This is a genomic window from Aeromicrobium changchenzhani, assembly GCF_057586615.1.
The window spans coordinates 425,999-450,841 of record NZ_CM172480.1; the positions used below are offsets into that span (position 1 = coordinate 425,999).

Consider the following 24,843-nt stretch of genomic DNA (forward strand, 5'->3'; position numbering starts at 1 on the left):
CTGTTAGAAGCGACAGATTTCGGGGTTATCGTGGGAAACCGCCAAGGGGTGGGAGGATGGGCGGTATGACGAACTTGCTGGGCGAGCCTGAGCCCACTCTGCTGCCCGAAGATCCTGCCGCCGCCGACCTTGCATCAGGCGACAGCCCCGCGCTGGCGGCCGAGACTCATCTCGATTCGCCGTTGGCGTGGTCGTTGTTGGCCGACAGCGCGTTGGCCGATGGCCGCGACCTGGAGGGCTATGCCTACGCGCGTACCGGCTATCACCGCTCACTCGACATGCTGCGCCGCAACGGTTGGAAGGGTCACGGCCCGGTGCCGTGGTCGCACAAACCCAACCACGGCTTCCTCCGTTCGCTCGCGGTGCTTGCCGAAGCGTCGGAACGGCTCGGCGATGCCGAGGAGGCTCATCGTTGCCGGGAGTTCCTGCACGAGTCGAGCCCAGAGGCATACGCCGAACTCGTCGGCTGATCGGGTCTAGGAGCGGGGTGCGAACATCGACACCGCGCCCGGTTCGATGTGCCAGGTACGTTCGCTGATGCCTTCGAGCAGTTCGCCGTCAGCGCTGCAGGAGAACGGTTCGCCGTGCACTGTGACGCTGGTACCGCGCACCGTCATGACGTCATCTCGGTCGACGTGAGTGCCCTCGCGAAGATCGCGCGCATAACTCAGACGCTCGGCGTTGCCGGTCGAGTATGAGACAAGTACGTCGAGTTGACCGTCGGAGGGGTCGGCCTGCGGCGCTAGCGGTGTGCCTGCGCCGACATATTTACCGTTGTTGATCGCGACCTGCAGCACGCCGTTGCCCGCCGGCAATGCGGTGCCGTCGACGCTGATCTGGACGGCGAGCGGCGCGGTGTCGAGCCCACTGACCAGCGCGCCGATGCCATAGGCGATAGGACCGAGCGCTTCCTTCCAGGTGGCGGCGCGCTCGGCGGCCTCGGCACCGGCGCCGAGGTGAACGGCATTAATAGCCGATCCGCCGGCATCGTCACGGATGAGGTCGACTCCGACCTGGTGGCCGGCCACGATGAGCTGGGCAGCCTCGGCGGGGACGTTTGGAATGTTGAGGCTGCGGGCAAAATCGTTGCCGGTGCCCAACGGGATCAGTCCGACTGCAACGTCGGTGAGACGGCCGATCCGGAGGAGAGCGGCGATAACGGCATGGAGGCTGCCGTCGCCACCCATCGCAATGACGGTCTCGTGCTCGCCAATCGCAGCATCAAGGTCGCCGTCATCATGGGTCGAAACAACCGTGACGTCATATGAGGTGCGAAGAACCGATAGCGCTGATTCCACGGCTTCGTTCTCCGCTGAGCCGGCCCGGTCGTTGGTGATAGCGATCGCTGACTTCATTCGACAATCCTACGGGGTAGATTTTTTCGGTAGACTGCGGTCGTAAGGCCCCGGATGGCGGGCCTCAGGACGCGTGCACGGTCTCCGGCTCGCCAAGCCTGACTACCACGACGACGAGCGCGATGAGTGGAAGCCGCCACACGGCGGCGGTGTCAGCGAGCACGACCTCGGCACGCGAGGTCGTGATCGAGACGATGCCGACCAGTCCGGCCACGAGGAAGGCCATGCATCGAGCAGGAGGCCGCCAGTCGGGCTGACCGGGCCGACACCAAATCGGCTAGGCTGGGCCGGTAAGAGCGCCGTGAGAACGGGGCTTCCTTTTTGGTAACAGGGGTGCATATCCATGCCCGCAGTCGTGATCGTCGGGGCCCAGTGGGGCGACGAAGGCAAAGGCAAAGCAACGGACCTGCTCGGCAGCCGTGTCGATTATGTCGTTAAGTTCAACGGCGGCAACAACGCCGGCCACACGGTCGTCATCGGCGATGAGAAGTATGCGTTGCATCTCCTGCCCAGCGGGATCCTCAGCGAGGGCTGCGTGCCGGTCATCGGCAACGGCGTCGTGGTCGATCTGGCGGTGCTGTTCGAGGAGATCGACGGACTCGAAGCCCGCGGTATCGACACGTCACGACTGGTCGTCAGCGCCAATGCGCACGTCATCGCCGACTACAACCGGACGATGGACAAGGTCGCCGAACGCTTCCTTGGCTCGCGCAAGATCGGTACGACTGGCCGCGGCATCGGACCGACATACGCCGACAAGATGAATCGCCTTGGCATCCGTATCCAGGATCTCTTCGACGAGAACATCCTGCGCCAGAAGGTCGAGGGCGCACTTGACCTTAAGAATCAGATCCTCACCAAGATCTACAACCGGCGTGCGGTCGAGGTCGACGAGATCGTCGAGGAACTCCTCTCCTATGTTGAGCGGCTTCGCCCCATGGTCGCGGACACCCCGTTGCTGCTGCATGAAGCGCTCGACGCGGGCAAAACGGTGCTCCTCGAAGCCGGTCAAGCGACCTTGCTCGATGTGGATCACGGCACCTACCCATTTGTGACTTCGTCCTCGGCGACGACCGGCGGCGCCTGCACCGGCTCCGGCATCCCACCGACCCAGATCACCGGCGTCATCGGGATCGTCAAGGCTTACGCCACCCGGGTCGGCGAAGGCCCGTTCCCGACCGAACTATTCGACGACGATGGCGACGGCGAGCGGCTGCGGCAGAACGGCTTCGAGTTCGGGACCACGACCGGCCGACCGCGCCGCTGCGGCTGGTATGACGCGCCGATCGCACGGTATGCCGCCCGGATCAATGGCGTGACCGATTTCGTTCTGACCAAGCTCGACGTACTGACCGGCTGGGACAAAATTCCCGTATGTGTTGCCTATGAGGTCGACGGCGAACGGGTTGACGAAATGCCCATGACGCAGACCGCATTCCATCACGCGAAGCCGATTTACGAATTCTTCGACGGTTGGCACGAGGACATCTCTGATTGCCGTACGTTCGACGATCTGCCGGACAACGCACAGGCGTATGTGACAGCACTCGAAGCGATGTCGGGTGCGCGGATCTCGGCAATCGGCGTCGGACCCGATCGTGAAGAGACGATCGTCGTCCACGACCTGCTCTGAGGCGGAAGGCAACCATGAAGACCCTTGTGATCGGTAGCGGCGGGCGCGAACATGCGCTCGCGCTCGCGCTGTCCCGCGACCCCAACGTCGAGCAGGTCCACGCAGCGCCGGGCAACCCAGGCATCGCCGCCTGCGCGACCCTGCATGCGGTCGACCAACTCGACGGTGCTGCCGTCGCAGCGCTGGCACTGAACATCGGCGCAGACCTGGTGGTCATCGGACCGGAGGCGCCACTGGTTGCCGGTGTTGCCGACGCCGTCCGGGACGCTGGCATCGCCTGCTTCGGGCCGAGCGCTGCGGCCGCCCGACTCGAAGGCTCGAAGGCATTCGCCAAGCAGGTCATGGCTGGTGCTGAGGTGCCGACCGCACTCGCTCGCGTTTGCGATACGCCTGATCAGGTCGAGGCCGCCCTTGATTCGTTCGGTGCCCCGTATGTCGTCAAGGACGATGGGCTCGCCGCCGGCAAGGGCGTCATCGTGACCGATGATCGCCAGGCTGCGATTGACCACGCGGCCACGTGCAGGCGAGTCGTTATCGAGGAGTTCCTCGATGGTCCCGAGGTGTCGCTGTTTGCGATCACCGATGGACAGACCGTCCTGCCGCTCCAACCAGCGCAGGACTTCAAACGCATCCGGGACAATGATGAAGGTCCTAACACCGGTGGCATGGGGGCCTATACGCCGCTGCCCTGGGCGCCCGCGGATCTGGTCGCTGATGTCACCCGGCGGGTGCTTGTCCCCACCGTCGAGGAGATGGCTCGTCGCGGCACACCATTCGCGGGGTTGCTTTATGCCGGTCTTGCGTTGACCAGCAGGGGAGTGCGCGTCATCGAGTTCAACGCCCGCTTCGGCGATCCGGAGACACAGTCATTGCTGGCGCTTCTGGAGACACCGCTCTCGGCGCTGCTCTATGGCGCAGCAACCGGTGGCCTTGCCGAAGTGGGCCTGCCGCAGTGGAGCAAGGGCGCTTCGGTGACGGTGGTTGTCGCCGCCGAGGGTTATCCCGAATCGCCACGCACCGGCGATGTGATTGCCGGTGTTGACGCGGCCAATGCGCTCGATGGTGTCGACGTGATCCATGCGGGTACGAGTCTTGATGAAGCCGGCAACCTCGTCACAGCCGGCGGCCGCATCCTCGCGGTGACTGCGGTCGGCGATGATCTGACCGACGCCCGCACTCGCGCCTATTTGGGTGTTGATCTCATCTCGATTGACGGCGCCCAACACCGTACGGACATCGCCGCGGTCGCTACCGCGCAGAGCTAAGCTAATGCCGTCGATGGGTCGTCCGCGGCTGAGTGCGATTTCGGCCGACTCATCAGCACTGCGATAATGGCGCTGTGACCACACCAAATGTTCTCGCCAGCCGCTATGCCTCTGCCGAATTGGCCCGGATCTGGTCGCCCGAGCACAAGATCGTCCTCGAGCGGCAGCTCTGGATCGCTGTGCTCAAGGCACAAAAGGATCTCGGCATCGAGACCCCCGACGGCGTCATCGAGGCACATGCCGCAGTGATCGAGCAGGTCGATCTCGACTCGATTGCCGCACGCGAGCGCGTGACCCGCCATGACGTCAAGGCCCGTATCGAGGAGTTCGCGGCGCTGGCCGGCACCGAGCACATCCATAAGGGGATGACCTCACGTGACCTCACCGAGAATGTTGAGCAGTTGCAGGTACGCGCCTCGCTTGAGCTAGTGCGCGACCGAGCAGTCAGCGCTTTGGTACGGCTCGGTCGACTCGCAGCTGAGCATCAATTGACCGTCATGGCCGGTCGTAGCCACAACGTCGCGGCTCAGGCCACGACACTGGGCAAGCGTTTCGCGACTATCGCGGACGAGCTGATGATCGGCATCGAACGGGTCGAGGAGCTGGTGGCGCGCTATCCGCTGCGTGGCATCAAGGGCCCGGTCGGCACCTCCCAGGACCAACTCGATCTGCTCGGTGGCGATGAGGACAAACTGGCCGAACTCGAGTCCCGCGTCGCAGCGCATCTCGGCTTCGACCGGGTGCTCTCGAGCGTCGGTCAGGTCTATCCGCGTTCACTCGACTTCGATGCCGTGACGGCGCTCGTGCAACTCGTGTCGGCACCGTCCAATTTGGCCACCACAATCCGTTTGATGGCTGGCAATGAACTCGTGACCGAGGGTTTCAAGCCCGGCCAAGTCGGTTCGAGTGCGATGCCGCACAAAATGAACACGCGCTCCTGTGAACGGGTCAACGGCCTCGCGGTGATCCTGCGCGGCTATGCCTCGATGGTCAGCGAGTTGGCCGGTGACCAATGGAATGAGGGCGATGTGTCCTGTTCGGTCGTGCGCCGCGTCGCGCTGCCTGATGCGTTCTATGCCGCCGACGGATTGTTCCAGACCTTCCTGACCGTTCTCGACGAATTCGGCGCATTCCCAGCCGTCATACAGCGCGAACTTGATCGGTATTTGCCTTTCCTCGCCACGACCAAGGTGCTCATGGCCGCCGTACGCCACGGGGTCGGCCGCGAGATCGCGCATGAGGCGATCAAGGAAAATGCTGTGGCAGTTGCCCTCGGTATGCGTGAGACCGGCGCGGCCCACAACGACCTATTCGACCGTTTCGCTGCCGACAGTCGGCTGGGGCTGTCCGAGACCGATTTGGCTTCTTTATTGGCCGAGCCGCTGACGTTCACCGGCGCTGCCGTCAGCCAGGTCAATCAAGTGTTGGCCAAGATCGACGCCGTCGTCGCCCGCCATCCGCAAGCGGCCGCCTATTCGCCGGGTGCGATCCTCTAGGCAGGGATCTTTCATGAGACCAATCGACAAATATCGTCTTATCAGCCTTGGCATCGCGGTTGCGGTGTTGCTGGCCGCATTCCTAGGCACCCCCGATTGGTGGAACGACTACCACTAGGCTGCACTCGTGGCTCTCGACATCCCCGGCGCATCGCACGTCCATTCGGGCAAGGTCCGCGATCTTTACCGTCTCGACAACGGCAATCTGCTCATGGTCGCGTCCGACCGGATCTCGGCATATGACTTCATTCTGTCGCCCGGTATCCCGGACAAGGGCGAGATTCTCACCCGCATGTCGCTGTGGTGGTTCGACCAGCTCAAGGACCTCGTCCCCAATCACGTCATCTCGACCGATGTGCCCGAGCGAGTACGCGGTCGGGCGCTGATCTGCGAGAACCTTGAGATGTTCCCGGTTGAATGCGTCGCGCGCGGCTACCTGACCGGCTCGGGCCTGATTGACTATGCGGCGACCGGCGAAGTGTGCGGGGTTCGGCTACCGGCCGGACTCGTTGAGAGTTCCAAACTTGTCAAACCGATTTTCACGCCAGCCACCAAAGCTGAGCTTGGTGAGCACGACGAGAACGTGTCGTTCGAGACAATCGTCGACACGATTGGTCGCGAGCACGCCGAGGCATTGCGTGAGTTGACGCTCAACGTGTACGGCCGGGCCGGGGAGATCGCCCGTTCGCGCGGCATCATTTTGGCCGACACGAAGTTCGAGTTCGGGCTACGGCCGGATGGCACGATCGTTCTGGCCGATGAAGTCCTCACCCCGGACTCATCGCGCTTCTGGCCCGCCGACAGTTATCAGGTCGGTCGGACCCAAGCGTCGTATGACAAACAGTTCGTGCGTGATTGGCTGACCTCGACCGAAAGCGGTTGGGATCGTGCAAGTGAGCAGCAGCCGCCGTCGCTGCCCGCAGAGATTGTCGAGAAGACGCGAGAGCGCTATTTGCAGGCCTACGAACAGTTGACCGGCGAGGCCTTCTGACCTGCGGTTGTCATACCGTGAGTATTCTGGTGATTCCTGTCACCTTCTAAGGAGTCACCGTGGCCAACCTGTCAGCCTTGCTTGAAGATTCTGCCGCCAGCTATCCCGATCGGACCGCAATCGTCCTCGGCGACAGTCGACTTGCTTATGCGCAGGTCAATGCTGCGGCCAATCAGGTCGCCAATCTGTTGGTATCGCGTGGCATCCAGCCGGGTGACAAGGTCGCGCTCTCCTGCGCGAACATCCCATATTTCACCATCATTTACTTCGGCATTCTTAAGGCCGGCGCGACCGTTGTGCCGCTGAATGTCCTGCTCAAGGGTCGTGAAGTGGCTTATCACTTGGACGATTCCGATGCCAAGGCTGTGTTCGCGTTCGAGGGCACTCCCGAGTTGCCGATCGGCGCTGCCGTATGGGAAGGATTCAACAAAACCGAGGGTTGCACCGAGTTCTTTTTGATCACCGCCGACCCGACCGCGCCGTCATCGATTGAGGGCACGGAGACGTTCGCCTCAGCGGTTGCCGCTCAGCCGCCGACGTTCACGACCATTGATGTCTCCGACGATGACACCGCCGTGATTCTCTACACCTCCGGAACGACTGGCCAGCCCAAGGGCGCCGAACTCCGGCACCGCAACATGCGTGACAACGCGCTGGCTGGCAGAGACCTTTTCGGCGCTGATCCGAGCAACCCCGACACCTACCTTTGTGCGCTGCCGTTGTTCCACTCCTTCGGACAGACCGTCAGCCAAAATGGTGCATTCGCATTCGGCGGCACGGTCGTGATGCTGCCGCGCTTCGAATCCAAGGCTGCGCTCGGGCTGATGCTCAAGGAGAATGTGACGTTCTTTGCCGGCGTACCGACGATGTACTGGGGCTTGCTCGGTGCCTTGGACGACAGTGTTGATGTGAAGACGCTCGCCGCAAATCTGCGTGTGGCTGCTTCGGGCGGCTCGGCATTGCCGGTCGACATCCATCGCCAGTTCAAGGAGCGCTTCGGCGTCACCATTCTCGAAGGTTATGGCCTGTCGGAAACCTCGCCGGTTGCTTCCTTCTCCCCGGCCGGGCAGGATCCGCGGGTCGGCTCGATCGGATTGCCCATCCCAGGTGTTGAGATGAAGTTGATCAATGATGATTGGTCGGACGTTGTTGATGATCCTGAGGCGATCGGTGAGATCGCGATCAAGGGCCACAACATCATGAAGGGTTATTACGACCGTCCCGAAGCCACCGCCGAGGCAATCCATGATGGTTGGTTCCGATCCGGCGACCTGGGCAAGAAGGACGTCGATGGCTTCTACTACATCGTCGACCGGTCCAAGGACATGATTCTTCGCGGTGGCTACAACGTCTACCCGCGTGAGTTGGAAGAGGTCCTGATGACGCATCCGGCGGTGTCGCTGGTCGCGGTGATCGGGGTTCCGCACGAGTCTCACGGCGAGGAGATCAAGGCCATCGTCGTCAAGAATGCTGGCGATCCGACCACCGAGGAAGAGTTGAAGGCGTGGGGTAAGGAGCAGTTTGCCTCCTACAAATACCCGCGTCTGATCGAGTTCCGGGATGAGTTGCCGATGACCTCGACCGGCAAAATCCTCAAACGCGAACTCTCCTAACCACCCTTCCGCCGAGTGGCGCAGATTCGGGGATTTTGGGCGTCCGAAACCCCGAATCTGCGCCACTCGCGGCACGAATCTGCGCCACTCGCAGGGGCGGTGGCGGGACTCGATAGACTGAGGGCACCTGTTCGAACCCTTCCGCCAGAGGAGCGCCCGTGGCCCGCATCATCGTCGACGTCATGCCGAAGGTCGAGATTCTCGACCCACAGGGCAAAGCTGTGCACGGGGCGCTGCCGCGGCTCGGTTTCACCGGTGTGACCGATGTACGTCAGGGCAAGCGGTTCGAGCTTGAAGTGCCTGAGATCAACGACGATGTTCTCGCCGAGGTCGACAAGATTGCGCTCACGCTCCTGTCGAATCCGGTGATCGAGGACTACGCCGTACGGATTGATAAATGAGCGCGCGCCAGCGAGTGAACCAAGGGATTGTTATGCGGGGCTTCCTGAATACTGCACCTCTTGCAGGGAGGCTCGCATGAAAATCGGGGTCGTCACATTCCCGGGCTCCCTCGATGATGTTGATGCGCTGCGTGCTGTGCGCGCAGCCGGCGCCGAAGCGGTCGCGCTTTGGCATGGGGATCACGATCTTCGCGGCGTCGACGCGGTTGTTCTGCCCGGTGGCTTCTCCTATGGCGACTATCTACGCTGCGGAGCGATTGCCAGTTTCGCGCCAGTCATGACCGAAGTCATCGGCGCAGCTAGTGGCGGTATGCCGGTGCTCGGCATTTGCAACGGCTTCCAGATCTTGTGCGAATCGCAACTGCTACCAGGTGCCTTGATCCGTAACGATCACCGCAAGTTCCTATGCCGTGATCAGCGGCTGCGGCTGGAAAACACCGACACCGCATGGACCAACACGTACGCCAAAAACCAAGAGATCGTGATCCCGCTCAAGAACGGCGAGGGTGGCTTCGTGGCCGATGAAAAGACGCTCGACACCCTCGAGGGCGAGGGCCGCGTTGTCGCTCGTTACCTCGGTGGCAACCCCAACGGATCACTCCGCGACATCGCTGGCATCAGCAATGAGCGCGGCAACGTCGTCGGCTTGATGCCGCATCCCGAACACGCAATTGAGGACCTGTGCGGTCCCGGCACGGATGGGCTCGGCTTCTTCACCTCGGCACTCAAAGCCCTCGTTTCGGCCTGAGTCACTACCGATACTCTGTTGATATGGACATTCCTGTCGGTTGGTCGATCATCCTCATCGTGGCGGGGCTATGGAACCTGCTCATTTGGCCGCAGTTTTTCAAACGCATCGTGCGCGACGAGCGGTCGCGGGACGCCGCCGGGAAGCCCACAGCCTTCCTCAAAGTGCATACGGTTCTCATCGCGATCTCGCTCGCGCTCGGCATCGCCGTCGGAGTCTTGGGCGTTATCGCGATCATCTGATCGATCCGTCGCTGTGCGAAGACGTGGTGATCGGGCGTTCGTTGCGATTCTCGTCACAGGCACGCTCAGTTGAGGGTCCGGTGACGGGCACCACTGCGGAGCTAAATACCCCGGTATACAGGGCGTTTTGGTCAAATACGCAGCCGCCCCGGGCCGGGTCGCCTGATCTCTTGATGTCAAGGTATGCGTTGTTGCGTGGTAGTATGTGAACAAGTGAATGTCACCTCACGCAGGTGACGTTCTCTTTGCCCGGCGAAGGTGCGCACTCCTGCGCGGCCTGGAATGAACGGGCTTTACTTCAGTCTGTGAGTTCTTTGCCTAACGCAATCAGCGACGTTTCGTCGCGCACTTTTTCCGATCTTTCGCTCCCTGTTTCGCTGGTCAATGTTTTGTCCACACAGGGAATCACCAGCCCGACTCCGGTCCAGGAAGCTGTCATTCCCGACGCGCTCGCCGGCGATAACGTTCTCGGCCGGGCCCGCACCGGCTCCGGTAAGACCCTGGCCTTCGGTGTGCCGGTTCTGCTGGAACTTGCCGGTGGCACCAGCCGCCCCAAAGCTCCTCGTGGCCTCATCGTTCTGCCGACCCGTGAACTCGCCACCCAGGTGCGCGAAGCCCTCGATCCGCTCGCCGATGCTCTCGGCCTTCGGCTCGCGACGGTTTATGGCGGAACATCGATCGATCGCCAGATCAAGCGGCTCCGCTCGGGTGTCGACGTCGTCATTGCCACCCCCGGTCGGCTTGAGGATTTGATCGATCGCCGCTGCTGCACGCTCGACGACATCCAGATCACGGTCCTCGATGAGGCCGATCACCTTTGCGACCTCGGCTTTTTCAAGCCGATTGATCGCATCCTGACTAAGACACCGGCCAATGGTCAGCGCCTACTGCTTTCGGCGACGCTCGACGGTGACGTCGACAAGCTAGTCCGTAAGCACCTTCCGAAACACAAACTGCACGAGCTCGAGCCGCCTGCGGGCGACGAAGTCCAGATGGAACACCATGTTCTCGTGGTGCCGCCGACCGAAAAGGTCGCCACCATCAAGTTGCTGCTTGCAGCCAACCCGCGCACGATCGTGTTCGTTCGTACGCGTCGCGGTGCATCCAACCTTGCCCGTCAGCTCACGCGCAACGGCATCGAAGCTGTTGACCTGCACGGTGATTTGTCGCAGCGGGTCCGTGAGCGCAACCTCAAGACGTTCTCGAGTGGACAGGCCACCGCGATCATCGCGACCGATGTCGCTGCGCGCGGCATCCACGTCGACCATGTCGGCCTTGTCATCCATTACGATGCGCCAGCCGAACACAAGGCATACCTGCACCGTTCGGGCCGCACCGCGCGTGCTGGCGAGTCCGGTGCTGTCATCACGATGACAACCGCCAATGACCTCGGTGACGTCATCCGTCTGCAGCAGAAGGCGGGCGTTGTGGCCAAACACCATGACTCACGGACAGCGCCGCAGCCGATGACGGTCGAAGCCTTGGCAAAGGGCGGCACTGCTGCCCCCGCCGCTGGTGCTTCCTCGAAGTCCGGCGGTGGCGGCAAAGGTCGTCCCGGTGGCGGTCGACGCAAGTCGGCACCGCAGGGTGGCTATGCCTCCGCGCGCAACCGTGGCGGTGCTCGTAGCCGTCAGGGTGGCCAGGGCGGCGGACAGAAGCGTTCCGGTGGACAGGGCAGCAACGGCGGACAGTCGCGCCAGCGGTCATACTCCAGCTGATTCCAAACCCGCGAGTGGCGCAGATTTGTGCCCCGAGTGGCGCAAATTCGGGATAATTGTTAACCAAAAACCCCGAATCTGCGCCACTCGGCGTATGCGGGCGGGCCGAACGGACGTAGGGTTCGGGCATGGACGTGCTGATTCGGGCTGCCGAGCTCAGAATTCTTGTTGAATCCGCCCAGCGGGTTGTCATCTTGGATGTTCGCTGGCAGTTGGGCGGGCCGCCGGGGCATGACGAATATTTGCGCGGACACATACCCGGATCGGTGTTCGTGTCGCTTGATGATGAGCTTTCGAGCCATGGTGCGGCAAGCGATGGACGGCACCCGCTGCCGCCCGGCGACTCGTTGCAGGCCGCGGCGCGACGGTGGGGTGTCCGGGCTGGCGACCAGGTCGTCGCCTACGACGACAGTGGCAATCTTTCGGCGGCGCGTGCTTGGTGGCTACTGCGGCGGGCCGGCGTCGACGTACGACTTCTCGACGGTGGGCTGAAGGCCTGGACCGACGCCGGGGGAGCCCTCCACACCGAGGATGTCCAACCGGACGCGGGCAATGTCGATCTTCTCGATGGCACCGGGGGAGTTCTCGAACTGGAGCAGATTCCCGAGTTCATGACCACTGGTCTGCTGCTGGATGCACGTGCGGCTGATCGTTATCGCGGTGAGACCGAACCGGTCGACCCGGTCGCCGGGCACATACCTGGAGCAGCCAGCGCGCCTACCTTCGGTAACCTCGATCAGGTCGGGCGCTTCCTGAACGCAAAGCTCCTGCTCGAACGATTTGCTGCGCTCGGTATCGATGGCTCGACTCCTATCGCGGTCTACTGCGGGTCGGGCGTGACCGCTGCGCACGAAGTGGCTGCGCTCGCGATCGCCGGCTTCGACGCGGCGCTCTATCCGGGCTCGTGGTCCCAGTGGAGCAATCGTCCCGAGTTGGCGGTTGCGACGGGGGCCGAACCGGGCGCACTCTAAGTCCCCCATTTCACGTCCCGACGGGGTTCCCATATTGAGGCACGCATGGTTGCAATCTGCTAACCGTCTAGCCTGATAGGACAATGTTGCGCGAAATGTCGATCGCCAAGCGCGTCACGCTTCTCGGCCCGGCGTTCATCGCTGCGGTCGCTTATGTTGACCCCGGTAACGTCGCGACCAACGTGACCGCAGGGTCACAATTTGGCTACACACTCGTGTGGGTCGTCGTGATGGCCAACGTCATGGCGATGCTGGTGCAATACCTGTCAGCAAAACTCGGCGTGGTCACCGGAAAGTCGCTCACAACTCACCTCGGCGAGATCTTGCCAACGGCGCCGCGCGTCGCGTTCTGGATGCAGGCCGAAATCATCGCCATGGCGACCGACGTCGCCGAGATCGTCGGCGGCGCCATTGCGCTCAATCTGTTGTTCGACCTCCCCCTGGTGGCCGGTGCAGTCGTCACCGCCGTCATCTCGATGATCGTGCTCCACATCGGCGATGTACGCGGGCAGAGCGCACTCGAGCGGGTCATCATGGCATTTTTGGGCATGATCGCGGTCGGATTCACTGCGGGCTTGTTCATCAATGTTCCTGACGGCGGCGATTTGGCCAGCGGACTTATTCCAATGTTCAAAGGCTCCGATAGCGTCCTGCTCGCCTCCGGGATCATCGGTGCGACTGTCATGCCGCATGTGATCTATCTCCACTCGAGTCTGACCGTCGACCGCTTGGGTGATCGAGGTGCGCGTCTGAGTATCCAACAGTTGCTCTCGGTGACCAAGGTCGATGTCATTGTGGCGTTGGTCTTAGCTGGCATTTTGAATCTTTCCCTGCTGGTCGTCGCGGCGGCGAACCTCGAAGGCCTTCCCGGCACTGACACCCTCGACGGGGTTAACGCAGTCATCACCTCCGAACTGGGTGCAGGCGTGGCACTGCTGTTTGCGGTCGCGTTGCTTGGCTCGGGACTTGCGTCGACCTCGGTAGGATGCGCGGCCGGTGCCGAGGTCATGAAGGGGTTGCTTCACCGGCAAGTGCCGATGTTTGTGCGGCGTACGGTCACGGTCATACCGGCCCTGGTGATCCTGATGTTCGGCGCCGAGCCCAGTCACGTCCTCATCGCCTCGCAGGTCATGCTGTCGATTGGCGTGCCGTTCGCGCTCGTTCCGTTGGTGTGGCTGACCGCCAGCGCCAGGATCATGGGCGCACACCGGAGCAAGACGTACACGACCGTATCCGCAACGCTTGTCGCCCTGATCATCATCGCGCTGAACTTTGCCCTGTTGTGGTTGACCGTTCAGGGGTGACAGGCTCGGGGCATGCCCGAACTTCCCGAGGTCGATGCGCTTGTCGCTTTCCTGCGCGAGAAGTCCGTGGGAACCGTTGTCGCACGCATTGAACTCGCGTCATTCTCGGTGCTGAAAACATTCGATCCGCCGATCGATTCGTATGCTGGCCTCGCTGTCGAGGGCGTCGCCCGGCACGGCAAATTCATCGACTTTGATATCGGCGGCCTACACCTCGTCATACATCTGGCGAAGGCTGGCTGGCTGCGCTGGTCCGATCAGCTGCCGGCCACGCGGCTCAAACTTGGCAAGAGTCCGATCGCGGCACGCATACGGCTTGATGCGGGTGACGGTCCGCAGCTGGGCTTTGACATCACCGAGGCCGGCACGCACAAAGGGCTTGCGATGTATGCGGTTCGCGCCGCCACAGATGTCGCCGGGATTGCGGCGCTTGGACCGGACCCACTTACGCTGGACTTCGCGCTTCGACCGTTGCTTGGCCGGCGTATGCAGATCAAGCGGCTGCTCCGCGATCAGAAGATCATCGCCGGGATCGGCAACGCTTACAGCGACGAGATCCTGCATGCGGCGAAGCTGTCGCCGTTCGCGATCGCCGAAAATCTCGATGACGACCAGATCGATCGACTCGAAGCGGCGACTCACGCAATCCTCACCGAAGCAGTCGGTGCGGCGCGGGGCAAGCCCATTGCTGAGCTCAAGGACGATAAGCGCAGCCGCATGCGTGTTCACGGGCGAGCAGGCGAGGTGTGTCCGGTCTGCGGTGACACTAACCCGTTACGTCATAGCGATTGAGGTCCAGGGGCCACTTTCTCTATGACGTAACGGCGGTGTCCTCAGCCGACGGCAACGAGGGCCACCGCCGCTGCCGCCAGGGCGAGGCCGACCGCTTGGTGGCGGTGAATGCGCTCACGCAGTAGGAGTGCGGCGAGGACCACCGTGCTGGCCGGGTAGAGCGCTGTGATGACGGCCACGACCGAGAGCAACCCATGGTGGGTCGCATACAGGAAACTGCCGGTTGCGACGAGACCGATCGGGCCCATGACGATTGCCTTGTAGGCCCGGCGATCACGGGGAATCCATGCCGCGCGCATGACCGTGGCGGTGAGAATGACCCCGAACACGGAGGTGAACTGAGTCAGCGCGAGTGGCCAAAGTCCTGCTTCGGAGTTGACTTGGCCGAGCATCGCGAACATGAAACCGAAACCGAGGCCGGCCAAGACGCCGTCGACGACACCGCCCTGGCCGACAGGGTTTGTCTCGACGACCTGTGAGATCAGGTAGATCGCCGGGAATGCGCTGGCGATGCCGGCGAGCACCAGCAGCGAGGGGCGGTCGCCGGTGACGATCCCGAACGATACGGGTACGAGCGCCGAGCCGATCGCAGAGATCGGCGCGACGACGCTCATTCGACCGGTGCCAAGACCGCGGTAGAGAAAGGCCGTGCCGAAGCCGCTTCCCATCCCGGCGATTGCCGCCCAGGTCCAGTCGCCACTGGTCACGGTGCCGCCCACGATGGCACCGCCGATCAAGGAGAAGACGGTGGTTGAACTCTGCCCGACGATAGCGGTCTGCCACGCCGAAACATTGCGGGAAATAAAACCACCGAGGAAATCGGAGACGCCATAGGTGAGCGCGGAGATGAGAGCAAGAACGATGGCCACAACCGGACTATAGGCTGTGCGTATGGCATGGCGACGAGCGAAGTCCCTCGGTAAGAGTACGAACGAAGCGGTCACCAATCTGACCGGTCGCGTTGATGATCAAACCGGACAGGTTGCGGCGCGGGCGGCGCAGGTGATTTTGGTTGCTGTACGGGTCCTGCGCATCCCGGCTGCAGCGCTCTTGTGGGCGCCAGTGCCCTTCATCGCGTTGACTCTTCTGCTGGGGCTGAAGGCCGATGGCGGAGCCCGGGTCTTCGTGGTGATCATCGCGCTGGTGATGGCGGCGGTGAGTGTGGCCTTCGGCGTACGGCGGCGCAAGATTATCAACGCGGTTGATGATCCGGACAAGTTGGCGACCGAGCTTGGCATCATGATCAGCCTCAGCGACAAGGTCAATGAGACTCGCGGAACGCTGGCTCAACTCGCTGGTGGCGGTGGTTGGCGGGTGTTCTCCCGGCTCCAAGGGTTATGGCACGGTGCTGCGATGACCGGCAATTGGATCAACGGGATCGGTGACCTGCCGCGGGCGCGCTACTTCGGACCGCCCAAGATCGGCACGACGATCACGATTACGGTGGCAGCGTTGTGGTTGGTGCCCATTTCGGTCGTGGTGGCGCTGTTCGTCGCGATTGGCAGTCTCGCCTCGACGTTTTGATCCAGTCCCCGTACGCCGAGGAGTCACTCACGTACGCCGAGGAGTCACTCACAGAGCTGACTAGTCGGGCTGCTTCGTCGTCAGAACAACGCAACAGCGTCCTTTTTCGGGCTCGAGGTGACACTCGAGCCGCTCGCGATCCACCGTGTCGACCATGGCATCGATCAACGCGAAATTCATTCCACACACCATGTCGGTATGGGTGTCGGCAAGGGAGTGGAATGGACAATTGGATAGTTCCACCCGGCCGTTGATTTCGCGCGGTTCGTACCCATGCTCGCGCAGGGCGCGCACCGCCAGTGCGAGCGCCTTCTTCTTACTCTTGGGGTTGCCTGAGTCGGCGAGCAGCGATTCACCAAGCGTTCTGCCACGTTCGGCGGCCACCTGATTGAGTGCCTGCATCGCCGGTATGCCGGTCGCGGCCGACTCGGTGATCGCTTCGGCCATCAACCGTCCAGCCAACTCATATTCACGGCCAGGTAGTGATACCGCAATCTCGCGGTCGGAGCGGCGATAGAGCTTGGCTGGCCGGCCGGCGCCGGGCCCGCTCTTGCCGCTCAATCGGGCGAACTCGGTCATGAGTAGACCCTGCGACTCGAGCTTATCCAGATGAAATTTGGCCTTGTGCAGGGGAAGCTGTAGTGCCTCCGCAGCCTCATCTCGACTGACCGGGTGGGCCTGCGCGCATACATACAGGTAGAGGCGGCGGCGTGCGGGTTCGGCTAGCGCACCGATGCCGCTGACGCGTTCAGAGAAGTCGGTCATGGGCACCCCCTTTTCTAAAAAACAATTTAGTTGACGAAATGGTTGAGCGGGTTCTAAGATCAATATTAGTAGTCTTTAGAAAAGGAGACAAGTCATGAGCATGACAATTACTAAGCTTGACGTACCGAGGCTCAAGTCGGACCCCGGGTATCAGGCATTTACGTTGTTGCGGACGGTTTTCACCGTTGCGCCGATTCTATTTGGGCTGGACAAGCTCAACAGTGGCCACTCGATTTTGGTGGAGGGCGACAAATGGTCGATCTACCTCGCTAACTGGATGGATAAGCTCGTGCCAGGCAGCGCGTCGACCGACATGGTGATCGTTGGCATCATCGAAATTGTTGCCGGCATCCTGGTGTTCCTCGTGCCTCGTTACGCCGCATACATTGTCGCGCTGTGGCTCCTCGGCATCATGCTGAGCCTGCTGACCGTGAACACAGGCATCAACTACGGCGACATCGCGTTGCGTGACTTCGGCCTGTTCGTTGCTGCGATCGCGTTGGCCCGCCTGTCGGTGACCTACGACCGTCCGCAATCCTGACCGAAGGTCTCTACAGATGACTGACTACGCCGACACGGATCTCTCCGAGTACCTGGTCGACATGTTGGACGAGAGCCCGGCCGGGGAGGTCGACCTGGCGGCAGCAGCACGCGCCGCCGAGTCGTTCCTCCTCGCGTTGGGAGTCTCGTGCAACACCGAGTCGACGACGAAGACTCCGCAGCGGATGGCCAAGGCTTACGCTGCATTACTCTCGCCCCGACCATTTGAAATGACGACCTTTCCCAATGAGGAAAGATATGACGAACTTGTCATCGTCCGCTCGATCCCGGTTCAATCCGTGTGCGAGCACCATTTTTTACCGTTCACCGGAATAGCGCACGTCGGCTACATTCCTGGCGAGCGGATCGTGGGTTTGTCCAAGCTGGCCCGGGTCGTCGAGATGTTTGCGCGTCGGCCCCAGGTGCAGGAGCGGCTCACGCAACAGATCGCCAATCATCTCGACGCGCATCTGGCTCCCAAAGGTGTCGGTGTGGTTATCGAGGCCGAGCATATGTGTATGACTCTGCGTGGCGTTCATATCAACGGAACCACCACCAGTACGTCGGCCGTACGTGGATTGTTACGCGAAAGTCCGCAGACGCGGGCAGAGTTCTTTGCCTGTTTGCCACCAAAGGGAGCATGATGCCCAAGAGACCATCTACGAGGAGAATGCTATGACCGAGACCCCCGGAATCGTCGTCGTCGGCGCCGGACTTGCCGCCGCAAAAGCAATCGAGACGCTGCGTGAGGATGGCTTCGACGGAGCCATCACCCTGATCGGTGACGAACCTGAGCGACCGTATGAGCGTCCTGCTCTGTCGAAGGAATATCTACAGGGCAACTCGGCATCCGACGACCTGTTTGTCCACCCGAGTGATTGGTATGCCGAGCACAAGGTGGACACCCATTTTGGTGATGCCGCAGCGTCGATCGACCGCGACGCTCGCACCGTAACCCTCGCCTCCGGCGACACCGTCAACTACGACCAGTTGCTCCTCACTACGGGTTCGCGACCGAATACGCTTCGGATCCCAGGCGCCGACCTTGCCGGAGTGTTCTCACTGCGTCGCTTGTCTGACAGCGATCAAATCCGAGCCGGCTTTGCCGACGCCAAGAACGTCGTCATCATCGGTGCGGGCTGGATCGGCCTCGAAACCGCATCGGCTGCACGTGCTGCTGGCCTCAATGTGACGGTGCTCGAGTTCGCTCCGCTCCCGCTGCAACGGGTTCTTGGCGACCAGCTCGCAACCTACTTCGCTGAGTTGCATCGCAAGAACGGTGTTGATCTGCGCACGTCCGTGTCCGCGACCGTAATCGAGGGCACCGACAAACGAGTCACGGGCGTACGCGTCGGCGACGAGGTTCTTCCCGCCGACTTGGTCATTGTCGGTGTCGGGATCAGCCCCAACACTGAACTGGCTGAAGCGGCCGGACTCGCGATCGACAACGGCATCACCGTCGATGAATCGCTGCACACCTCGGATCCGACAGTCTTTGCTGCCGGCGACGTGGCGAATGCCCACAACACAGCACTTGATGCCAGCATCCGGGTTGAGCATTGGGACAACGCAGCCCGACAGGGTCAGCTTGCCGCCAAGTCGATGCTCGGAACGACGGGTGCCTATGACTGGCAGCCGTACTTCTTTACCGATCAATTTGATCTCGGTATGGAGTACGTCGGTTATGCCTCGGCAGCGGACGATGTCGTCATCCGCGGCGATCAGTCGACCGGTGAGTTCATCGCCTTCTGGCTCGCCGATGGCGTCCTTAAGGCCGGTATGAATGTCAACGTCTGGGATGTGTCGGACGAGATCCGTGCCCTGATCGGCAAAACGATCGATCCGGCCCGGCTTGCCGATCCGGCGGTTCCACTCAACGAACTCTGATCCACCCCGCCTTGGCGGTGGCTGAGCAACCTCATTGTGTTGGTTGCTCAGCCACCGCCCAGCGGCGGGATAGGTTGCTCAGCCTGAATCCACCGATGTTGATCTGGGGTTGAGTGCGTCGTAACACGAGAATGCCCTCGTGTTGCGGGAAAATTGGAGCTGCTTAAGGTTCCAAATTCCGCGACACGAAGGACATCTCGTAAATGCAACTCTCTCATAAACGCCACGCTGTTTCAGCCTCGTTCGATGATCCGAATCTCGTGTCGGCCGCAGGTCTGGTCCCGGTTGTCAGGTTGGCCGAATCGGCGGGGCTTCGTGATCTGGCTGACAAACATCTGAGTGTTCCCACCGACAAGGGCGCAAATGCGGGTCTGAAGGTCATGTCTTTGGTTGCGGGGATGGTCGCCGGGGCTGACTCGATCGATGACATGGGTGTCCTTCGCCACGGCGGCATGAGGCGCCTGTTCAAGCATGTCTATGCGCCGTCGACGTTGGGGTCGTTCCTGCGAACGTTCACCTTCGGTCATGTCCGCCAACTCGACGCGATTGCCTCCCGCTTCCTGAAGGCACTCGCCACGAAGACGCCGCTGATCGCTGGTCTCGACGATGGCGACGACTATGTGATGGTCGACATCGACGACACCATCGTCGAGGTCCACGGCTATACCAAGCAGGGTTCTGGTTACGGCTATTCCGGTGTCCGCGGGCTCAACGCAGCAATCGTGACAGTGTCGACGAAACTGGCCGCACCTGTGATCATCGCCCAACGCATGCGCAAAGGCGCCGCGAACTCTGCGCGGGGTGCATCCCAGTTGGTCGCCGAAGCCATGTCAACCCTGAAGAAGCTCCAGAGGGCAGACACTCCGGGCAAGGTTTTGCTGCGCGCCGATTCAGCATTCTATGGCCATCCGACAATCAGTGCAGCGATCAAAACCGGCGCCGATGTGTCGGTCACGGCCAGGCTGGACCCGGCCGTCAAGGCCGCGATCACGGCCATCGGTGAGACCAACTGGCAGAAAATCGAATACACCCACCCGGTCTTCGACCAAGACACCGGCGAATGGGTGTCGCGGGCTGAGGTCGCCGAAATCGAATTCATCGCTTTCGCGTCACAGAAGAAAGCCCGCCATATTGCCGGGCGGCTCGTGGTCCGCCGAACCCCCACCCTCAACACCCAGGCCAAGAACGGCCAGTCCACGCTGTTCGACAGTTGGCGGTTCCACGCCTTCTTCACCACCAGCGATCTGGGAACCGTGGACGCGGACAAGACCCACCGCCAGCACGCGATCATCGAGCAAGTCCACGCCGATCTGAAACACTCGTCGCTGGCTCATCTGCCGTCAAAATCGTTTCCCGCGAACAGCGCCTGGCTGGTCCTGGCCGTGATCACATTCAACCTCACCCGCGCATCCGCAACCCTCACCGGACCGGGCCTGGCGAAAGCGACCACCGCCACGATCCGACGCAAACTCATCACGGTTCCGGCCCGAATCGCTTCCTCGGCCCGACGGATCGTGCTGCATTTGCCCGAAGGTTGGCAGTGGGAAACGGCCTGGAACGAACTACACAATGCCATCGGCTGCGGACCGCCAACACCGGCCGCTGCCTGACCATCCAGCCAACCGGCGCGACACGAAAACCCAGTGGACAACACGGACAACGAGGTCCGCCAGCCCCTCCTGCCCAAACGTCGACCCCGTCACCAAAATCAGAACCGACCACTCAAACGATGGGCATCGGTGGATTCAGGCTCAGCCACCGCCCGGGGAATATCCGGATCGAGTGGTGGTTAAACCAGAGGTGAGCCTTCTCTTCGAACCCATGACCCTTCGTGGTGTGACAGCCCGCAACCGCATTTGGTTGGCGGCCATGTGCCAATACAGCGTGATCGCTCAGGACGGGATCCCAACCGACTGGCATCTGGTTCATCTTGGCGCACGTGCGACCGGCGGCTTCGGCCTCATCATCAGCGAAGCGACGGCGGTCGTTCCCGAAGGACGCATCAGCCCCGAGGACACTGGCATCTGGTCTGACACGCAGATTGCACCATGGCGTCGGATCACCGAATTCGTCAAAGGCCAGGGCGCCGTGATCGGTATGCAGCTCGCGCACGCAGGCCGCAAGGCCTCGACGTATGGAGTCTTCACCGACGGGACCGGCGCGATCGCCGCCGACGACGGTGGTTGGCAGGTCGTTGGACCATCGGCCGAAGCGTTCGAGGGATTGCTTGAGCCACGTCAGATGAGCGTCGAGGAGATTGCGCACGTCGTGGCAGCATTCGCGTCGGCTGCCATACGAGCCGACAAAGCGGGCTTCGATCTGGTTGAAGTCCATGCGGCACACGGTTATCTGTTGCATCAATTTCTTTCGCCGTTGTCCAACAAACGCAGTGATGAGTACGGCGGGTCATTCGCCAATCGCACGCGGATCGTGTTCGAGGTCGTGGACGCCATCCGCCGGGTCTGGCCCGAGGACAAGCCAGTCTTTGTGCGGTTCTCGGCATCGGACTGGGTCGATGGCGGCTGGACGGTCGATGAAACCGCGGAGTTGAGTAAGCTGCTCATGGATCATGGCGTTGATCTCGTCGACGTGTCATCGGGTGGTCTCGATGCATCCCAAGAGATCGCCGTCGGGCCCGGATATCAGGTGCCGTTCGCACATCAGATCCGCGCAGCGGGCGTACCCACCGCCGCCGTGGGCCTCATCACCGATGCGAAGCAGGCAGAGGGCATTCTCGCCGAAGGGTCCGCCGACGCTGTGCTGTTGGCTCGGGCCGCGCTACGCGAATCCGGCTGGCCGCAGCGCGCTGCATTCGAGCTCGGGGTCCCGTGGCGCGAGGTGCCCTATCCGCCGCAGTACACCCGTGGCGCCTGGCGTTGATTGTAAGTTTTGGCCCGATCGGTTTTGGCCGTGGTTTGGCCACCCACGCAGCCCGATAGACTCGGCTCGTGAGCGAAGCCAAGAACTCCCTCGACACTGTCGACAATGCCGCCAGCAGCTCCGATCGGGAGCAGCCATGGGCCGAACTCGGCCTTAAAGCCGATGAGTATGCACGCATCCACGAGATCCTCGGTCGCCGCCCGACCGGCGCTGAACTGGCGATGTATTCGGTCATGTGGAGCGAGCACTGCTCCTATAAATCCTCCAAGGTTCACCTGAAGAAGTTCGGCGACCTCCCGCAGGAAACCCCTCTCGGCAAGACCCTCGCCGGCATCGGCGAGAACGCCGGTGTCATCGACATCGGTCAGGGTTACGCAGTCACTTTCAAGGTCGAATCACATAATCATCCGAGCTATGTCGAGCCCTATCAGGGAGCGGCGACCGGTATCGGCGGCATCGTTCGCGACATTCTCGCGATGGGGGCCCGTCCGGTCGCGGTCATGGACCCGCTGCGTTTTGGTCCCCTTGATGCCGAGGACACCAAGCGCGTCATGCCAGGCATCGTGGCTGGCGTCGGTGGCTACGGCAACATGTTGGGCCTGCCCAACATCGGCGGCGAGGTCGTTTTCGACGAGTCTTACCTCGGCAATCCGCTCGTCAACGCACTCTGCGTCGGAGTGCTCCGCCACGAAGACCTGCACCTCGCGCACGCCACCGGGGTCGGCAATCTGATCATTCTGTATGGCGCTCGCACCGGCGGCGACGGTATTGGCGGCGTCTCGGTACTCGCCTCGGAGACATTTGAATCAACCGGCCCCAGCAAGCGTCCCGCGGTCCAGGTCGGCGACCCATTCATGGAGAAGTTGCTGATCGAATGCACGCTCGAACTGTTCAAGGCCGGGGTTGTGGCGGGCATACAGGACCTCGGTGGTGCGGGACTGTCATGCGCCACGAGTGAGTTGGCGAGTGCCGGCGACGGCGGTATGCACGTTGAGCTCGACACTGTGCCGCTGCGTGACTCGACCCTGTCGCCTGAGGAGATCCTCATGAGCGAGTCGCAGGAACGGATGATGGCAGTCGTCGAGCCGAACAATCTCGATAGCTTCATGGCGATCTGTGCGAAGTGGGACGTTGAAGCCGCCGTCATCGGCGAAGTGACCGATGGTGACCGGTTGTTGATTGACTGGCATGGTCAGCGCATCGTCGATGTTCCGCCGCGCTCGGTTGCTCATGACGGGCCAACCTACGACCGTCCATACGCGCGCCCGAGCTGGCAGGATGCCCTACAGTCCGATGTGGCCGAGGTGCTCGAACGCCCTAAATCGGGTGAGGAACTGCGGGCACAACTGCTCAGGATCGTCGCGTCGTCCAATCAGGCCGACAAGTCATGGGTGACCGATCAGTACGACCGGTACGTTCAGGGCAACACTGTGCTCGCCCAACCCGAAGACGCCGGCATCGTGCGCATCGACGAGGAGACCAACCTCGGCGTCGCGATCTCGACCGACTGCAATGGTCGCTTCACCAAACTCGATCCCTACGCCGGTGCCCAGCTCGCGCTGTCGGAGTCGTATCGCAATGTGGCGGTCACTGGCGCGTTGCCGTTGGCGGTGACCGACTGCCTCAACTTCGGCTCGCCGGAGGATCCCGATGTGATGTGGCAGTTCGAGCGCGCTACGCACGGGCTCAAGGATGCGTGTGCCGAACTGGGCATTCCTGTGACCGGCGGCAATGTTTCGTTCTACAACCAGACCGGTGGGTCAGCGATCCTGCCGACACCGGTGGTGGGTGTGCTGGGCGTGATTCAAGATGTGACCAAACGCGTCGCGCAAGGCTTTACCAGCGACGGTAATCACGTCATCGTCTTGGGTTCGACCGAGGAAGAATTTTCCGGATCCACCTGGGCTGATGTCATCCACGGGCATCTCGGCGGTATGCCGCCGGCGGTCGATCTTGCCGGCGAACGTGCGCTCGCCGAACTCATGCTTGAACTAACTGACGCCGGTATCCTTGAGGCCGCTCATGACTTGTCCGATGGTGGCTTGGCCATGGCGCTTGTCGAGGCATCGCTGCGCCATGACATCGGCGTCCGTGTCGAACTCGACGATCCGTTCATTGAACTGTTCAGCGAGTCCGTCGCTCGGGCTGTGGTCGTCGTTGCCGAAGAGGACCACGAGTTGCTCGTCGAGCTGGCCAGCAAGCACGATGTTGAGTTGACGTCGATCGGCCGTACCGGCGGTGAGTTCGTCGAGGTTGTGGGCCAATTCCATCTACCATTGACCGACGTGCGCGCGGCCTGGAGTGCAACCCTTCCGGCCGTACTCAACTCCTGAGCGATGTTTATCGAACGGACAGCCTGAGCCATGGCGCACCAGCTCAAACCGCTTCCGGCGGGGGAGTTCGAGGCGCTTATCGCGCGCCTCGACGCGGGCGACGGCAGCCGTGATGATCTCAAAGCAGCAACAAAACACTTACTCGCGCTCCTAACGCAGAAGGCACCCGGCAACAGCGTCGAGGTTCGTATTCTGCCGTTTGCCGCGGTTCAGGCGATCGCCGGCGCACGGCATACGCGGGGCACGCCGCCGGCGGTTGTCGAGATGACCGCCGAGACGTGGGTTGCTGTGGCCAGAGGCAGATTGGCATGGACCGACGCCAAGATCAGCGCCAGTGGCGAGCGCTCAAACCTGAGCCCACTGCTGCCATTGGTGTGAAGATGGT

25 protein-coding genes are annotated in these 24,843 nt (G+C 62.0%); 21 read left to right on the forward strand and 4 right to left on the reverse strand.

Annotated features, from left to right (window positions below; translation table 11 throughout):
* The first annotated feature begins 65 nt into the window (after positions 1 to 65).
* On the forward strand, positions 66 to 470 hold the full coding sequence (locus tag AC2YB9_RS02220; protein WP_487267127.1) for a DUF3151 domain-containing protein: 405 nt from the start codon (positions 66 to 68) through the stop codon (positions 468 to 470).
* A 6-nt stretch (positions 471 to 476) separates the two neighbouring features.
* On the opposite strand, the gene AC2YB9_RS02225 is transcribed toward AC2YB9_RS02220, so the two are convergent.
* Together AC2YB9_RS02225 and AC2YB9_RS02230 are read right to left on the reverse strand one after the other, a co-directional pair.
* Complete coding sequence (locus AC2YB9_RS02225; RefSeq protein ID WP_487267128.1) at positions 477 to 1,355, reverse strand: diacylglycerol/lipid kinase family protein; 879 nt, start codon at positions 1,353 to 1,355, stop codon at positions 477 to 479.
* A 64-nt stretch (positions 1,356 to 1,419) separates the two neighbouring features.
* Positions 1,420 to 1,581 carry a hypothetical protein gene (locus tag AC2YB9_RS02230; RefSeq protein ID WP_487267129.1) on the reverse strand — a complete coding sequence of 54 codons (162 nt, stop codon included), beginning with the start codon at positions 1,579 to 1,581 and terminating at the stop codon, positions 1,420 to 1,422.
* Between the two features lie 117 nt (positions 1,582 to 1,698).
* Here AC2YB9_RS02230 and AC2YB9_RS02235 point away from each other — a divergent pair, with 117 nt between their 5' ends.
* The 12 genes from AC2YB9_RS02235 to AC2YB9_RS02290 all read left to right on the forward strand — a co-directional run bounded on the left by AC2YB9_RS02235 (position 1,699) and on the right by AC2YB9_RS02290 (position 14,529).
* Positions 1,699 to 2,988, forward strand: a complete 1,290-nt coding sequence (locus tag AC2YB9_RS02235; RefSeq protein ID WP_487267130.1) for an adenylosuccinate synthase — start codon at positions 1,699 to 1,701, stop codon at positions 2,986 to 2,988.
* Between the two features lie 14 nt (positions 2,989 to 3,002).
* Entirely contained in the window at positions 3,003 to 4,253 is a 1,251-nt protein-coding gene (gene purD, locus AC2YB9_RS02240) for a phosphoribosylamine--glycine ligase (RefSeq protein ID WP_487267131.1), read from the forward strand.
* Positions 4,254 to 4,327: 74 nt separating this feature from the next.
* Positions 4,328 to 5,749 carry an adenylosuccinate lyase gene (gene purB, locus AC2YB9_RS02245; RefSeq protein ID WP_487267132.1) on the forward strand — a complete coding sequence of 474 codons (1,422 nt, stop codon included), beginning with the start codon at positions 4,328 to 4,330 and terminating at the stop codon, positions 5,747 to 5,749.
* A 127-nt stretch (positions 5,750 to 5,876) separates the two neighbouring features.
* Positions 5,877 to 6,740 (forward strand): phosphoribosylaminoimidazolesuccinocarboxamide synthase, encoded by an 864-nt coding sequence (locus AC2YB9_RS02250; RefSeq protein WP_487267133.1) that lies wholly within the window; start codon positions 5,877 to 5,879, stop codon positions 6,738 to 6,740.
* A gap of 59 nt (positions 6,741 to 6,799) precedes the next feature.
* Complete coding sequence (locus AC2YB9_RS02255) at positions 6,800 to 8,353, forward strand: long-chain-fatty-acid--CoA ligase (RefSeq protein ID WP_487267134.1); 1,554 nt, start codon at positions 6,800 to 6,802, stop codon at positions 8,351 to 8,353.
* Positions 8,354 to 8,511: 158 nt separating this feature from the next.
* A complete protein-coding gene (purS, locus tag AC2YB9_RS02260) occupies positions 8,512 to 8,754 on the forward strand; it encodes a phosphoribosylformylglycinamidine synthase subunit PurS (RefSeq protein WP_487267135.1) in 243 nt (80 codons plus the stop codon).
* Positions 8,755 to 8,830: 76 nt separating this feature from the next.
* A complete protein-coding gene (gene purQ / locus AC2YB9_RS02265; RefSeq protein WP_487267136.1) occupies positions 8,831 to 9,502 on the forward strand; it encodes a phosphoribosylformylglycinamidine synthase subunit PurQ in 672 nt (223 codons plus the stop codon).
* Between the two features lie 23 nt (positions 9,503 to 9,525).
* Complete coding sequence (locus AC2YB9_RS02270) at positions 9,526 to 9,744, forward strand: SCO4848 family membrane protein (RefSeq protein WP_487267137.1); 219 nt, start codon at positions 9,526 to 9,528, stop codon at positions 9,742 to 9,744.
* Between the two features lie 305 nt (positions 9,745 to 10,049).
* Positions 10,050 to 11,462, forward strand: coding sequence for a DEAD/DEAH box helicase (locus tag AC2YB9_RS02275; protein ID WP_487267138.1), 1,413 nt, complete (start codon positions 10,050 to 10,052; stop codon positions 11,460 to 11,462).
* 128 nt (positions 11,463 to 11,590) lie between these two features.
* Positions 11,591 to 12,433, forward strand: coding sequence for a sulfurtransferase (locus AC2YB9_RS02280; RefSeq protein ID WP_487267139.1), 843 nt, complete (start codon positions 11,591 to 11,593; stop codon positions 12,431 to 12,433).
* Positions 12,434 to 12,516: 83 nt separating this feature from the next.
* A complete protein-coding gene (locus AC2YB9_RS02285; protein ID WP_487267140.1) occupies positions 12,517 to 13,737 on the forward strand; it encodes an Nramp family divalent metal transporter in 1,221 nt (406 codons plus the stop codon).
* A 12-nt stretch (positions 13,738 to 13,749) separates the two neighbouring features.
* On the forward strand, positions 13,750 to 14,529 hold the full coding sequence (locus AC2YB9_RS02290; RefSeq protein WP_487267141.1) for a DNA-formamidopyrimidine glycosylase family protein: 780 nt from the start codon (positions 13,750 to 13,752) through the stop codon (positions 14,527 to 14,529).
* Between the two features lie 41 nt (positions 14,530 to 14,570).
* Here the strand turns inward: AC2YB9_RS02290 and AC2YB9_RS02295 are convergent, their stop codons facing one another.
* Complete coding sequence (locus AC2YB9_RS02295) at positions 14,571 to 15,398, reverse strand: EamA family transporter (RefSeq protein ID WP_487267142.1); 828 nt, start codon at positions 15,396 to 15,398, stop codon at positions 14,571 to 14,573.
* A 22-nt stretch (positions 15,399 to 15,420) separates the two neighbouring features.
* Between AC2YB9_RS02295 and AC2YB9_RS02300 the strand changes: the two genes are divergently transcribed.
* Positions 15,421 to 16,053, forward strand: a complete 633-nt coding sequence (locus AC2YB9_RS02300; RefSeq protein ID WP_487267143.1) for a hypothetical protein — start codon at positions 15,421 to 15,423, stop codon at positions 16,051 to 16,053.
* A gap of 60 nt (positions 16,054 to 16,113) precedes the next feature.
* Here AC2YB9_RS02300 and AC2YB9_RS02305 read toward each other — a convergent pair whose 3' ends face one another.
* Positions 16,114 to 16,818, reverse strand: a complete 705-nt coding sequence (locus tag AC2YB9_RS02305) for a helix-turn-helix transcriptional regulator (protein WP_487267144.1) — start codon at positions 16,816 to 16,818, stop codon at positions 16,114 to 16,116.
* 94 nt (positions 16,819 to 16,912) lie between these two features.
* Here AC2YB9_RS02305 and AC2YB9_RS02310 point away from each other — a divergent pair, with 94 nt between their 5' ends.
* From AC2YB9_RS02310 to AC2YB9_RS02340, 7 genes are all read left to right on the forward strand, one after another.
* Entirely contained in the window at positions 16,913 to 17,359 is a 447-nt protein-coding gene (locus tag AC2YB9_RS02310) for a hypothetical protein (protein ID WP_487267145.1), read from the forward strand.
* 16 nt (positions 17,360 to 17,375) lie between these two features.
* Positions 17,376 to 18,002, forward strand: a complete 627-nt coding sequence (gene folE, locus AC2YB9_RS02315; protein ID WP_487267146.1) for a GTP cyclohydrolase I FolE — start codon at positions 17,376 to 17,378, stop codon at positions 18,000 to 18,002.
* A 31-nt stretch (positions 18,003 to 18,033) separates the two neighbouring features.
* Complete coding sequence (locus tag AC2YB9_RS02320; protein ID WP_487267147.1) at positions 18,034 to 19,245, forward strand: NAD(P)/FAD-dependent oxidoreductase; 1,212 nt, start codon at positions 18,034 to 18,036, stop codon at positions 19,243 to 19,245.
* A 203-nt stretch (positions 19,246 to 19,448) separates the two neighbouring features.
* The gene (locus AC2YB9_RS02325) at positions 19,449 to 20,855 is read left to right on the forward strand and encodes an IS1380 family transposase (RefSeq protein ID WP_487267148.1); all 1,407 of its coding nucleotides are present in this window, start codon (positions 19,449 to 19,451) and stop codon (positions 20,853 to 20,855) included.
* A 211-nt stretch (positions 20,856 to 21,066) separates the two neighbouring features.
* Entirely contained in the window at positions 21,067 to 22,125 is a 1,059-nt protein-coding gene (locus AC2YB9_RS02330; RefSeq protein ID WP_487267149.1) for an NADH:flavin oxidoreductase/NADH oxidase, read from the forward strand.
* Positions 22,126 to 22,193: 68 nt separating this feature from the next.
* A complete protein-coding gene (purL, locus tag AC2YB9_RS02335; RefSeq protein WP_487267150.1) occupies positions 22,194 to 24,458 on the forward strand; it encodes a phosphoribosylformylglycinamidine synthase subunit PurL in 2,265 nt (754 codons plus the stop codon).
* 30 nt (positions 24,459 to 24,488) lie between these two features.
* A complete protein-coding gene (locus AC2YB9_RS02340) occupies positions 24,489 to 24,836 on the forward strand; it encodes a sterol carrier family protein (protein WP_487267151.1) in 348 nt (115 codons plus the stop codon).
* The last annotated feature ends 7 nt before the right edge of the window (positions 24,837 to 24,843 follow it).